Annotated in this window: 13 protein-coding genes; 5 read left to right on the top strand and 8 right to left on the bottom strand. The window is 60.8% G+C overall.

Annotated features, from left to right (window positions below; genetic code table 11):
* Positions 1 to 33 precede the first annotated feature (33 nt).
* The 4 genes from PG881_RS16855 to PG881_RS16840 all read right to left on the bottom strand — a co-directional run bounded on the left by PG881_RS16855 (position 34) and on the right by PG881_RS16840 (position 4,286).
* Positions 34 to 588: a VOC family protein gene (locus PG881_RS16855; RefSeq protein WP_270801516.1), complete on the bottom strand. Its 555-nt coding sequence runs from the start codon at positions 586 to 588 to the stop codon at positions 34 to 36.
* Positions 582 to 1,346 carry a DNA repair protein gene (locus tag PG881_RS16850; RefSeq protein WP_270801513.1) on the bottom strand — a complete coding sequence of 255 codons (765 nt, stop codon included), beginning with the start codon at positions 1,344 to 1,346 and terminating at the stop codon, positions 582 to 584. The genes PG881_RS16855 and PG881_RS16850 overlap by 7 nt, the downstream gene beginning before the upstream one ends.
* 188 nt (positions 1,347 to 1,534) lie before the next feature.
* Positions 1,535 to 2,260 carry an oxygen-insensitive NADPH nitroreductase gene (gene nfsA / locus PG881_RS16845; protein WP_043122231.1) on the bottom strand — a complete coding sequence of 242 codons (726 nt, stop codon included), beginning with the start codon at positions 2,258 to 2,260 and terminating at the stop codon, positions 1,535 to 1,537.
* Between the two features lie 88 nt (positions 2,261 to 2,348).
* On the bottom strand, positions 2,349 to 4,286 hold the full coding sequence (locus PG881_RS16840; RefSeq protein WP_270801544.1) for a putative bifunctional diguanylate cyclase/phosphodiesterase: 1,938 nt from the start codon (positions 4,284 to 4,286) through the stop codon (positions 2,349 to 2,351).
* A 166-nt stretch (positions 4,287 to 4,452) separates the two neighbouring features.
* Here PG881_RS16840 and PG881_RS16835 point away from each other — a divergent pair, with 166 nt between their 5' ends.
* From PG881_RS16835 to PG881_RS16820, 4 genes are all read left to right on the top strand, one after another.
* Entirely contained in the window at positions 4,453 to 5,154 is a 702-nt protein-coding gene (locus PG881_RS16835) for a DUF2982 domain-containing protein (RefSeq protein WP_103827169.1), read from the top strand.
* A gap of 73 nt (positions 5,155 to 5,227) precedes the next feature.
* Positions 5,228 to 6,166: a LysR family transcriptional regulator gene (locus PG881_RS16830; protein WP_124252857.1), complete on the top strand. Its 939-nt coding sequence runs from the start codon at positions 5,228 to 5,230 to the stop codon at positions 6,164 to 6,166.
* Between the two features lie 54 nt (positions 6,167 to 6,220).
* The gene (locus tag PG881_RS16825) at positions 6,221 to 7,255 is read left to right on the top strand and encodes a response regulator (RefSeq protein ID WP_039214923.1); all 1,035 of its coding nucleotides are present in this window, start codon (positions 6,221 to 6,223) and stop codon (positions 7,253 to 7,255) included.
* A gap of 8 nt (positions 7,256 to 7,263) precedes the next feature.
* Positions 7,264 to 7,695, top strand: a complete 432-nt coding sequence (locus tag PG881_RS16820; protein ID WP_005346525.1) for a PAS domain-containing protein — start codon at positions 7,264 to 7,266, stop codon at positions 7,693 to 7,695.
* A gap of 60 nt (positions 7,696 to 7,755) precedes the next feature.
* On the opposite strand, the gene ltaE is transcribed toward PG881_RS16820, so the two are convergent.
* The 3 genes from ltaE to PG881_RS16805 all read right to left on the bottom strand — a co-directional run bounded on the left by ltaE (position 7,756) and on the right by PG881_RS16805 (position 10,055).
* A complete protein-coding gene (gene ltaE, locus PG881_RS16815; protein ID WP_135320052.1) occupies positions 7,756 to 8,775 on the bottom strand; it encodes a low-specificity L-threonine aldolase in 1,020 nt (339 codons plus the stop codon).
* 90 nt (positions 8,776 to 8,865) lie between these two features.
* A complete protein-coding gene (locus tag PG881_RS16810) occupies positions 8,866 to 9,567 on the bottom strand; it encodes a short-chain dehydrogenase (RefSeq protein ID WP_270801493.1) in 702 nt (233 codons plus the stop codon).
* An 80-nt stretch (positions 9,568 to 9,647) separates the two neighbouring features.
* Positions 9,648 to 10,055 carry a helix-turn-helix domain-containing protein gene (locus PG881_RS16805; RefSeq protein WP_135320054.1) on the bottom strand — a complete coding sequence of 136 codons (408 nt, stop codon included), beginning with the start codon at positions 10,053 to 10,055 and terminating at the stop codon, positions 9,648 to 9,650.
* A 115-nt stretch (positions 10,056 to 10,170) separates the two neighbouring features.
* On the opposite strand from PG881_RS16805, the gene PG881_RS16800 reads away from it, so the two are divergent.
* Positions 10,171 to 11,070 carry an aldo/keto reductase gene (locus PG881_RS16800; protein ID WP_270801486.1) on the top strand — a complete coding sequence of 300 codons (900 nt, stop codon included), beginning with the start codon at positions 10,171 to 10,173 and terminating at the stop codon, positions 11,068 to 11,070.
* A gap of 71 nt (positions 11,071 to 11,141) precedes the next feature.
* On the opposite strand, the gene PG881_RS16795 is transcribed toward PG881_RS16800, so the two are convergent.
* Positions 11,142 to 11,420, bottom strand: a complete 279-nt coding sequence (locus PG881_RS16795) for an RNA recognition motif domain-containing protein (protein ID WP_026080382.1) — start codon at positions 11,418 to 11,420, stop codon at positions 11,142 to 11,144.
* Positions 11,421 to 11,560: the final 140 nt, after the last annotated feature.

The following is an 11,560-nucleotide window of genomic DNA, read 5'->3' as shown; positions in this document are numbered from 1 at the left end:
ATGAAACGGGGCCAATCAAGCAGCCCCGTCTCATCAATCCTGGTCGTAGTAGCCGGCAGGCACCGGCACCACGGCGCCGCTCACCAGCTCTTCCTCAATCACCTCGGCCAAGGTGCGCAGATGAAATTTGATCTGCCCCGAGGCCAGCACCACCGCCACGTCAGGATTGCGCTCATCGCGCAGGTTGCCGGTTTTGAAGGGCACCTCGGGATGGGCCGCCAGCAAGGCGTCCAGCGAAGGCACCACCAGTTCGATATGTTCCAGTCCCGCCTGGTGGCTGCGACCCGGTTTGGGCGCCGCCAGCTCGATGCAGGGCACGATGCCGTGGGCGTGGGGCACCGGTTGATGCAGGCGGTAGGTGGCAATAGGCCGTCCGCCGATCATCCCCTCCACCAGCAGGTCACCATGGCTTGCCAACAGTGCCTTCAGGGCCTGGTACTCAGGCAAGGTGGCGGCCCGGTAGCAGAGGTGGTCGACCTCGATGGTGGCAGGATGGATGGCGAGGGCCTCCAGCTCGGTCAACAGCTGACAAACAAATGGGGCCATCGGCCCCAGTGTGGTATCGAGTGAGTGCGACATAATCACCATTTCTTCTTGGGTTGGAACAGGACGTCCAGCTCGTCCGCCTCTTTGTCCTTGATGTTCTGCAGCTCTTTCTCGCTGTGCTCCTGCAGATGGGCATCGAGTCCGGCCAGGCCCTGCCGCATGTCCTCTTCACGGGCCATCAGGTAGGGATCCTTGTCGGTGACGCTGGCCAGGGCCGCAAGCCCCTTGGTGTAGAGTTGCCGGCAAGTGCCGAACTGCCCCTGGATCTGGGCATCCATAGCCCGTTTCACCAGGTTGGCGATGTTGATCTTGAGCTGCATCAGCTCGAGGCGGCGATCCTCCTGGGCAAAGCCCTGCGGATCTATCTTGCCCTTGTTGTGTTCAACCCGCAGCACGGCCCGCATCTTCTTGACCAACTGCAGCATCTGGATGGCCTGGCGATCCGACTCCGGGGTCTTGAAGTGCCCCTCATCCTGGCTGCTGTAGTTCTCCTGCACATTCTTGATCTGGGTCTGCACGTCGGCAATGCGCTGCTTGAGCTGGCCGCTCGGCATCACCAGGGCGATGGCTCGATAGGCATCGAGGATCCGGTGCTGCAACAGCAACACTATGTTCTTGGAGAAGGGCACCAGGTTGACGTTGAGCAGCATCTCTTCGGTTTCATCCACCACCGACTTGTGGCGGGCGATGGCGTGACGCTTGTCGGCCTCTGCCTTCTGCTTATATTGCTGCACCACGTTATAGGCGATGACCAGAAACAGGAGTGCGCCAATAGACAGCAATACCAGGGTTAAAATCATAGGAAGTCCAAACTCCTGTCCCAATCCAATTGCGTGATCCTACAACAGCTTACCTAGTTAAGGTAGTCCGCAGCGCGGAGCTTGCCCCCGATTTGTTGTGCCCAGACGGGCAGGAGCACAAGGGAAAGCCAGGATCACGCGGCGCTGGCGACACCGCCATTACCCCTTAGTATCGCCCATCGGGCCCATTACTTGAGGTTGAACCCCCTGGATCGCAGGAAATCCTGCATGAAGGGGCGTGCCTCCTTGCCCAGGATGCCCCGGATCTGGCCGCTCCAGCTCTGCTGCTTGTTGTTGCTGCTGCGGGACTGGTAGTAAGCCTCGATCTGCTGGTCGTAGCCGGCAAGCAGATCCCGATCCAGTTCGGTCTGATAGCGGTTTTCATGCACCACCAGGGCCCGAGGCAGGCGGGGTTTCTGTTCGGGTGCCTGGGCGGGATGGCCGAGGCAGAGGCCAAACAGCGGGATCACCTGATGCGGCAAGCCCACCGCCTCGCTCACGGCGGCCGGATTGTTGCGGATCCCGCCAATATAGACGCCGCCAAGACCCATGGACTGGGCTGCCAGCAGGGCATTCTGGGCCATCAGGGCGCCGTCGATGGCACCGATCAGCAGCTGCTCCACAAAGCCGGTCTGGGCATCCGGCACCACGTCGCAGTGGCGATGGTAGTCGGCGCAAAAGAGCAGGAACTCGGCGGCCTGGGCCACATAGGCCTGGTGTCCCGCCAGCTCGGCCAGGCGGCTGCGCAGTGCCTTGTCGGTCACCCGGATGATGCTGTTGGCCTGCAGGAAGCTGGAGCTGGAAGCGGCCTGGGCCGCGCTCAGGATCTGGTCGAGCTGAATGTCGGTGATGGGCTCGGCGGTGAATTGACGAATGGAGCGATGGGCGAGAATAAGGTCGAGAGTCGGGTTCATGTTGCCTCCAGAGACGAAGCCCACACTCTACCCAAAAACAGCGAGGGGCCCAAGGCCCCTCGCATTAACACCGCAGCAGAGTAATCCGCTAGCCTGCCAGCGGATAGCGGCCAGCCTTGCAGCTGACCATGAAACGGCTCTCTTCCACCTGCGCCACCGTCATCGGCTTGCTGAACAGGAACCCCTGAAACACGTGGCAGCCCTGGGTGCGCAGGGCGGCAAGCTCGTGCTCGTCCTCCACCCCTTCGGCCATGATGCCGAGACCCAGGCTGGTGGCCATGGCGACGGTAGCGCGGATCACCGGCAGGTTGAGGCCCACCACGAAGGAGCGATCCAGCTTGATGGTGTCGATAGGCAGCCGGTTGAGATAGGCCAGCGACGAGTAGCCGGTACCGAAATCGTCGATGGCAATCTTGATCCCCTGCGCACTCAGGGCGTCGAGGATCTCGATGCACCCCTTCATGTCCAGCATCAATACCGTCTCGGTCAGCTCCAGCGTCAGCAGGCTGGCCGCCACCCCGAACTCTTTGAGCTGCTGGGCCACCAGTTCAGGCAGGGCGGAAGAGAGCTGGAAGCCGGAGAGATTGACCGACACCGGCACGTTTACCCGCCACTCCCGTTGCCAGTAAGCCATCTGGGCCAGCGCCGTCGACAGCACCCAACTGCCTATCTCGCGGATCAGCCCCATCTCTTCCGCCAGCGGGATGAACTCCACCGGCGAGACGTGGCCCAGCACGGGATTGTGCCAGCGCAACAGCGCCTCATACCCGAGCAGCTTGCCCTGTGCCACATCCACCTGAGGCTGGTAGCAGAGGCTCAGCTCCCCCCGCCCGATGGCCTTGGCCAAGAACTGCTTCAGCGTCAGCTTGCGATGCAGAGTCTGCTGCATGCTGGGGGTGAAGCGCTGCCAGCGCAGCCGGCCCATCTGCTTGGCCTGATACATGGCCATGTCGGCGCGGGTGATGAGGTTGTCGCCGTCGTCCGCATCGTCTGGATAGATGGCGATGCCGATGCTGCCGCCGATGGTCACCTCGGGCACGCCGCTCAGCTGCAGCGGCTTGGTCATCTGGGAGAGCATGAGGTCGGCCACCTCCTGCGCCCGATCGCTCGAGTGGCTGAGCGGCACCAGGGCGGTGAATTCGTCGCCACCGAGCCGGGCCAGCTCCACATCCCGCGGACAGATCTGCTTGAGCCGACCGGCAACCCGCTCCAGCAGCCGATCACCGGCCTTGTGGCCGTAGTTGTCGTTGACCAGCTTGAAGTTGTCCAAGTCCATGAACACCAGCGCAAAACGCCCGCCCAGCCCGCAATAGGCCTCCAGCGATTTCATCAAGCCATAGCGATTGAGCAGGCCGGTCAGCGAATCGTGCCAGGCCAGGTGGCGGTGCTCCAGCTCTTCCAGTTTGCGGTCGGTGATGTCGCGCATGGTGAGCAGGATCTGGGCCCCCTGCTGAATGTGGCGAAACTGGTACTGAAACCAGCGCATCCCCTTGAGGGTGCGGCACTCCCCCTCGGCCACTACTTCATCGAGGCGGGAGAGCTTCTGGTAGAAAGCCTCGTCATTGCCGGAGAAGAGCTGGGAGAGGTAGCGGATCTGGTTGCCGAAACACATGTCGAAATGGTGGTTGCCACTCTCCAGCTGGCCCTGATTGTCAAACAGACAGGCCAGGGTATCGCCGGTGGCGAGCGAGGACTCCTGATAGAGGGTATCGGCGTCGATCACCGCCTCGGTCATCATCATCAGCCGACCCGCCAGCTGGATGCCGGAGAGGCGCAGGTAGATCTGCTTTTTCACGCCCTTGGGGGAAAGGGTCCACCACTCGCTGTAGCTGCGCCCCTGCTGGAAATCCCCGAGGTAGCGCTGCAGCAGCAGATCGATGGCCTGTGCCATGTCGGCCGAGAAGTCGCGCGATTGCAGCTCGCCCAGCGAGCTCGCTTCCCACACGCTCAAGGCGGCGCGATTGGCCCAATAGATGTGGTGATGCCGGATGTCATAAACCCAGATTGGGGTATGCAGCACATCCATCCCGTTCAATAACCGTTCGTCTAGCGTATTCATCTAATATGGTGATTCATGATGTGTGATCACAGGGAAACCCAGCGACGGAGGGCCCTCCCGGGCACCCGGTGCTGGTACAAAATCGGATCCAGCCCATAATGTGAAACAAGCATGCGCAAAGGGCTGACTTCATATGAAAACGCTACATGTGAAACCCATGGTCAGAAAAAACGGACTCACGTTGGTATTGTTGGGCATCATAGTAACCATTGCTATGATTTTTATACTTTTTTTATTCGGTGAACAACCACTAATCCCCCTCGTCTCCGGCCTGCTGGCGGGGCTGATGATGATATTTATCGGCTCATTGAAGCTGATTGAGCCTCACTTCAGTCTCTCGCTCTGTCACGATTGTCTGCAATATCACCATAAATACGGCGGTTGGATCCTGAAATGGAGAAATATTCAGCGAATCGACCAGCCACGCATTCATCTGGGCTGGGATCTGGTCCCCCTGCCCTATATCGGTTTGAAAATAAAAGATTACGACGATTTTTTGACATTGATCACACCCAGATTGGCAGTACGCCTGCTGACCGAGCAACGCAGCGTCTTGCTGCAGGCACTGCGCAGCGAACAACCGGCCTGCAGCGGCGGGGGTTGTGCTTGTGCTTTTCAGGGCGAGGGATTGCTGGAAGAGAGCCATTTTCGCTCTCCCTCCGGCCAGCGCTATGAGGGGGTGATCGCCATGCTGGCCAACCGCATGACCCGGCTGCGCGAGCTGCTCGGCTACGATCTGCTGGTGCCGGACAACAGCCTTGACCGGGATCCGGTCGAATTTGTCCGGCTGTTGCACCAGTATCAGCGGGAGTCGAATCTAATCCAGATCAATTAAACGCCGGATTGAGCTTGCCAAGGCAGGCGCCTCTTCTTAAGGTCACTGGCTTGTTACACCCAGAACACCGCTTATGAAGTACATCGAAGAGTTCTATCTGTTCGTCAAGGTGGTGCAAGAGGGAGGCTTCTCCCACGCGGCTGCCGCACTGGGCATGCCAACCGGCACCATCAGTCGACGTATTTCTCAGCTGGAAGAGCAGCTCGGCTGCTCCTTGCTACACAGATCCACCCGCAAACTCCGCCTCACCGACGAAGGGCTGCGCTACTACGAGCGCCTGTGCACCCCGCTGGCCGCGATCGAGCAGGCCACCGGCGAGATCCAGGGCAAAGAGGCCGACATCAACGGGGTGATCCGTCTGGCGGCCCCCATCGCCCTCTCCAACACCATCCTGGTCGACATGCTGGCGGACTTTGGCCTGCACTACCCAGAAGTGCAGTTCGACATTACCCAGACCAATGACCACCAGCATCTGTTCGACAACGACCGGGATCTGGTGTTCTTCAACGGCGAGCTGCCGCAATCCTTGCCCAACGCACTCTGCCTTGGCCACATCGAATACGGCCTGTTTGCCTCCCCGCTCTATCTGGAGAAGATGGGCACACCGGCGCATCCCGCCCAGCTGGAAGAGCACGCGCTGATCTACTGCTGGCCACACCAGCACTGGCAGTTGACCGATCGGGACGAGCAGACGGTACAGATCAAGCGTACCGCCAAACTGACCGTCAACCAGACCCAGGCTGCCGTCCGGGCGGCCAGGCGCCACCTGGGGATCGTCAATGCCCCGCTCCACTACGTGCATCCCTTCCTGCAGGATGAGCAGCTGGTCCCGGTACTGCCCGACTGGAAAACCGGCAACCGGCCCTTCTATATGTTGCGCTGCCACCCTCAGTTTGCCCCGCTGCGTGTTAAGATGTTCGCTGAATTTGTTGAAAAATATTCAGCGCGCTACCGGAATCGCCAATGGGACAATCAATTTTCACCGGCGACCAGCCTGTCCCATTGCATCTGACCGTTGGCGGGCCACACTTATAGCAATCCTCGTTGACCAGGCCAGCCTAACACTATGAATGTATTGATATGTGATGACTCAGGATTCGCCCGTAAACAGCTGGCCCGCGCCCTTCCCGCCGACTGGGACGTGACGCTGCATTACGCCGCCAACGGGCTAGAAGGGATAGAGCAGGTGCTGATGGGTCATGGGGATCTGATCTTTCTCGACCTGACCATGCCGGAAATGGATGGCTACGGCGTGCTGGAAACCCTCCAGCGGGAGGGACTGCGCAACAAGGTCTTCGTGGTCTCCGGCGATATCCAGCCGGAAGCCTATCAGCGAGTGATGGGGCTGGGAGCGCTGGATTTCATCAAGAAACCCGCCGCACCGGAAACCCTCAGCGCCCTGCTGAAACAGCATGAGCTGTGGCAGGCCAAAGGTGCCGCCACTGCACATGACATCCGGCCCGCTGGCCAGAGTGTCAGTGATGTCGGCAGTCTGGATACCGGCATCAAGATCAGCCCCGAGGTGCGCGATGTCTATCAGGAGCTCGCCAACGTCTCCATGGGCCAGGCCGCCGACCTGCTGGCCCGCCTGCTCAACGCCTTCGTGGTGCTGCCCATTCCCAACGTCAACGTGCTGGAAGTGTCCGAGCTGCATATGGCCCTCTCGGCCGCCGCCGACTCGGATACCCTCTCCGCCGTCTGCCAGGGCTTCATCGGCGCCGGTATCGCCGGCGAGGCGCTGATCCTGTTCCACGACTCTAGCTTCAAGGATCTGGCCCGGCTGATGAACCATCAGGGCGTGCTCGATCGCAATGCAGAGCTGGAGCTCTTGATGGATACTGCCAACGTGCTGATCGGCGCCTTTTTGCGCGGTTATGCCAGCCAGCTCGATACCCCCTTCAGTCAGGGCCATCCTGTGGTACTCGGCCAGCACAGGCCCATCAACGAGCTCATCAACACCAACAAGAGCCGCTGGCGCCGCACCCTGGCCATCGAGATCAACTACCGGGTCCAGGATTACGCGGTGCAGTGCGATCTGCTGCTGCTGTTTACCGAAGATTCCATCGCCACCATGAACAACAAAATCATGCACATGCTCTAGGAGTGACCATGGAAATCCGTGAATTTCATTGGCTGATGAACATAGTCCAGAATCTGGATGTGGGGCTGGTGGTGCTCGACAAGGAGTACAAGGTGCAGGTGTGGAACGGCTTCATGGAGAGCCACAGCGGCCGATTGGCCGGCGAGGTGCGCGATGGCGTGCTGTTCGAGCTCTTCCCCGATGTGGATCGGGCCTGGTTCGAGCGCAAGGCCAACATGGTGTTCAAGCTCAACAACCGCGCCTTCAGTACCTGGGAGCAGAAACCCTATCTGCTGCGTTTTTCCAACTACCGCCCCATCACCGGCTCAGCCCCCCACATGTTCCAGAACCTGACCCTGGTGCCGCTGGCCGACTTTGGCGGTCAGGTGACTCACATCGCGGTAATGATCTATGACGCCACCGACGAGGCCATGCTGATGAGCGGCCAGCGCCAGGCGTGACCTGCTTTCTTCTCAACAATAAAACAGGGCGCCTTGGCGCCCTGTTTTATTGAGTGAACCTTAACGTACGACAAGGTACTCGGTGAAGGCATCGATCACCTCGTCGATGTCGTCATCGGTGATCTGCAGATGGGTCACCAGCCGCATCTCGCCGTAACCGGAGAAGAGGATCCCCCGCTCCTTCATGAACGCGAGCAGCGCCTCGGCCTCCCCTTTCACCAGCCGCAGAAATACCATGTTGGTCTGCACCAGCGCGAGATCCAGCTCGATCCCGGGCAATGCGGCCAACCCTTCGGCCAGCCGTCTGGCACGGCGGTGATCGTCCGCCAACCGGGCCACATGCTGATCAAGGGCAAACAGACCGGCCTGAGCCAGGATCCCCGCCTGGCGCATGCCACCACCCAACATCTTGCGCAGCCGTCTGGCGCGGTCGATGAAGGGGCGGGAGCCCACCAACAGCGACCCTACCGGTGCTCCTAGCCCCTTGGAGAGGCAGATGGAGATGCTGTCAAAGGGGGCGGCCAGCTCGTCTACCCCATGACCGCTCGCCACGGCGGCGTTGAACAAACGGGCACCATCCAGATGCAGTTGCAACCCGCGTTCGTCGACGAATTTGCGCATCGCCTGCAGGTAGTGAAGGGGCAGCACCTTGCCGTTATGGGTGTTTTCAAGGCAGACCAGCCGGGTCTGCACAAAATGGGCATCATCAGGGGCGATCGCCGCGGCGACATCGGCCACTGCCAGCGAACCGTCGGCCTGCATCGGCACCGCCTGCAGCGCGACCGATCCCAGCACGGCGCTCCCCTGCGCCTCATAGCGATAGATGTGAGCCGCCTGACCGACAATGGCTCCCTCCCCCCGCTGACAGTGGCTCATCACCGCCAGCAGGTTGGACATGGTGCCCGAGGGGACAAACAGTGCGGCCTCCTTGCCAAGCAACTCGGCCCCGCGGGCCTCCAGTGCATTGACGCCGGGATCTTCCCCGTAGACATCATCCCCCACCTCGGCATGCAGCATGCTCTGGCGCATGGCATCCGTGGGCTGGGTGACCGTATCACTTCGTAAATCGATATAGCGCATGACATCCCTCCTGAAGCAGGAGAATGACGTTAGCCAGCAGGAGCTGGCTTGGCAAGCGGGCCGTTTCCGGAATGTGAAGCCGGTGACGGCTTACCAGGGCAGCGGCTGGCCCTGCAGGTCGAGGAAGCCGCCGGACTGGGCCGGCGACAATTGGTTGATGAGATCAAGCAGACGCGGCGCCACCAGCGCCGGATCCTGCAAGGTCTCGGCCGCCAGTTCATCGAGAAAGGGTTGATTCATGGGGGTGGCCATCAGCCCCGGGTGCACGGTGACAACCCCGGCGGCGGGGAAGCGCTCCCGCCACTCATGGGCCAGCGTTCTTGCCCCCATGTTGAGCGCCGCCTTGCTCATCCGGTAGCTGTAACGACTGCCCGTCTCGTTGGCGCCAAGACTGCCGGCCAGATCGGAAAGAGAGCAAAGCCAGAGGCGGGTATCCACCGTCATTCGGCGGCTCAAGCAGGCGGCCAGAGCCAGCTGCGGCCAGGCGTTGGCCAGCAGGCTGTCGCACAGCCATCTGGGATTGACCTCCTCCACCCGCCGCTCCGGCATGAAGTTGATGTCGTGCAGCAGGCCGATGGTGTTGATCACCACGCTCGGCAACGGCGCCGTGTCATAGAGGGTGAACAGGGCATCGAAGGAGAGCACATCCACCTCCTGCAACGGAAAATAGCAGGCGGGATCCACGCCCTTGGGCAGCTGCCTGCCAGCCAGCACCAGCTCCTCGCCACGGGCGGATAGCGCATGTGCCAGCGCCGTGCCCAATCCGCCGCTGCCCAAGATCAGATAGCCCATCTCCCTCTCCCCGCTGCCCTCATCTGCTTTAGAGGGTATCAGAATAATCCCCGGCCGTTCCCGGCCATCCCCATTCAGGCTCACGCCTCATGCAGGTGTTTGCCAAATTCGCGCGCCCGCGCCAGATCCAGAAATCCGTCAGCCTGCTTGTGACTGCGCAAGAACTGGTAATAGGCAAGCAGGGTTACCAACTCGTCTTCTGCGGGCAGGCGCTGCTGCGGCAACTGTTCCTGCAACAGGGTGCCGGCGGCGCTCAGCGCTTCTCTGTCCACCACTTCCGCCTGCCGATAGAGGTAGCCGCAGCCGGTGGCGAGCCACTCCAGCGAGCAGTTGGCGGCCATGGCAATCTGGTTGGCCTTGCCAAGGCCGGGTTCAGCCCCTTTCAGATATTTACGGATCAGGGCTTCGCTCAACCCCACCTTGCGGGCAAAGGCACTGATGCTGCCCGCCCCGATCAGGCTGTGCAAGCGCTCGGCAAAACCGTCCATTTCCTTCCCCTTCAGAACCAAAGTTCGAATTAACAAACGCCGCATTATTGCCTTGCCAGCCAGAAGAGACCAAGATGCTGGCAGCATTTTTTCCCTTATCCGCCAAGGAGCCACAATGTCCGTATCCCGCCTCTCCCTGCATCCACAGGGCCCGACCTTCTCTCGCCTCATCATGGGTTACTGGCGTCTGATGGAGTGGCAACTCTCCCCAAACGCCCTGCTGGATCTGATGAAGTACCACCTGGATCTGGGGGTCACCACCATCGATCACGCCGACATCTATGGTGGCTACCAGTGCGAAGAGGCCTTCGGCAACGCCCTGCGCCTTGACCCCTCTCTGCGCAGCCGGATGGAGATCGTCAGCAAGTGCGGCATCGCCCTCACCGCCAAGCCGGAACACGCGCTGAATCACTACAACACCGGCAAGGCGCACATCATCGCCAGTGCCGAGGCCTCCTTGCAAAAGCTCGCCACCGACCATCTGGATCTGCTGCTGATCCACCGCCCGGATCCCCTGATGGATGCCGACGAAGTGGCCGATGCCTTCATCACCCTCAAGCAGGCAGGCAAGATCAAGCATGCCGGGGTCTCCAACTTCACCCCTCGCCAGTTCGAGCTGCTGCAGTCGCGCCTGCCCTTCCCGCTGGTGACCAACCAGCTGGAGATCTCGCCGCTCAACCAGAGCACTACCCTGGACGGCACCCTGGACCAATGTCAGCAACTGCGCATCAAGCCGATGGCCTGGTCCTGTCTCGGTGGCGGGCGCCTGTTCCAGGCCCCCGAATATGCCCCGCTGCGCGCCGAGCTCGAGCAGATCCGCCAGGAAGTGGGCGCCAAACAGATCGAACAGGTGGTCTACGCCTGGGTCATGATGCTGCCAAGCCAGCCGCTGCCGCTGATAGGCTCCGGCAAACGGGAGCGCATCGCCGCCGCCGTGGCCGCTGAATCCATCGTCCTCAATCGTCAGCAGTGGTTCCGCATCCGCAAGGCGGCGCTCGGCTACGACGTGCCCTGATTCATCCGGCAAACGCCAGAAACAAAAACGGCATGGGGGAAACCCATGCCGTTTTGCGTTATCGAGGCAGCTCAGCGATGACGCTGGGGGCGACCACGTGGTGCATCTGTCTTCGGCTTGGCCTGGTTGACTGTGATGGTACGGCCACCGATTTCGGTGCCATGCAAACCGGCGATGGCCTTTTCAGCCTCGCCATTGACAGGCATTTCAATGAAGCCAAACCCCTTGGACTGACCGGTATCGCGATCGATGATGATATCGACCTTGTCTACCTGCCCAAATTGGCTGAACACGGTTGTCAGTTCGTCGGCCGTCATCCGGTACGACAGATTACCTACGTAAATCTTCATGCCATCCACTCTCGATTCAAGGTGCCTTCTCTATCCAATCACCAACACAAAGGTAAGGGCACAACCCCCATGCCGGACCTGCCAGGGCATCATGCCTAGGCACTCCCCCGTACGGTTCACTCAAGTCATTGATCTCTTGG

Source organism: Aeromonas sp. QDB54 (assembly GCF_027707385.1).
GTDB lineage: Bacteria > Pseudomonadota > Gammaproteobacteria > Enterobacterales > Aeromonadaceae > Aeromonas > Aeromonas hydrophila.
This window is presented reverse-complemented; position numbering and strand designations above follow the sequence as displayed.